Source organism: Bacillus sp. 05T31 (assembly GCF_056396725.1).
In genome coordinates, this window is the sequence record NZ_JBFTMA010001120.1 from 1 (window position 1) to 864 (window position 864).

Here is an 864-nt window from a genome sequence, read left to right on the forward strand (position 1 = left end):
TTGCATTACTTGGAAAAGTAGATAATTTCTTAACATACCAAAAAGAATGGAAAAAAATTGACGAGTTGCAACTAGCTAAATATAAAAATATAAAAGCTGAAATGCTTAATAGTAAATATGCAGGTTATAGTATGTTTTATGGCTTTGCCAGCGGAACGGTATTCATGGGCTTCTTCTTAGGAATTGCTTTTTTAGCGATGATGGCAAGTTGTTTAATGTTTAAAATTCTCTCTGGTGCATCAAAAGATATTACGCGTTACCAAATGCTTCGTAAAATCGGTGTTCGCCGTGAATTATTAACGAAGTCTATTTATAAAGAGTTATTCTTAGTGTTCCTATTCCCAGCAATTGTGGGTATCGCTCACGTATTAGTAGGTATGAACATCTTTGAACGTTTTATAATTGATCCGTACTTCCGTATTTGGCTTCCGATTGTTATTTTCGTAGTCATTTACGCGATTTACTACTTCATTACAGTTCAATTGTATAAAGGAATTGTTCTTCCGAAAGAGGACTAAGAACTAGAAAATACCGAGCAGAGGGTGCTCGGTATTTTTTGATATGAAAATTTCAAATCATCAGGAGTCAGTTAAGTCCTCACATAAAGGGGAAGTACCAGCGTTCTTATAACCAGGGGTAAAGTAGCATTTCTTATAGGAAAGGCACTACTTTGCTTCTTCATATTCCTTCATTATTTTATAAAACGTGTTTTTCTTTAGTTCTAACATTTCGATAAACATAACAGCTGTTATTTCTCCACTCTTCCATTTTGAATGAGTTTCTTCTATTATATTTATTTGTTGTTTGCTTAAGGCCGAAAGGTTCACCTGAGGACGTCCTAAGTGTTTTCTTTGAGATTTAGCT

Annotated in this window: 2 pseudogenes; one reads left to right on the forward strand and one right to left on the reverse strand. The window is 34.1% G+C overall.

Going from position 1 to position 864, the window contains the following annotated elements:
* Nucleotides 1-518 (forward strand): annotated as a pseudogene (locus tag AC1DJR_RS31765) (ABC transporter permease); the annotation flags it as partial.
* 147 nt (nucleotides 519-665) lie between these two features.
* On the opposite strand, the pseudogene AC1DJR_RS31770 reads toward AC1DJR_RS31765, so the two are convergent.
* A pseudogene (locus tag AC1DJR_RS31770) lies at nucleotides 666-864 on the reverse strand (recombinase family protein); the annotation flags it as partial.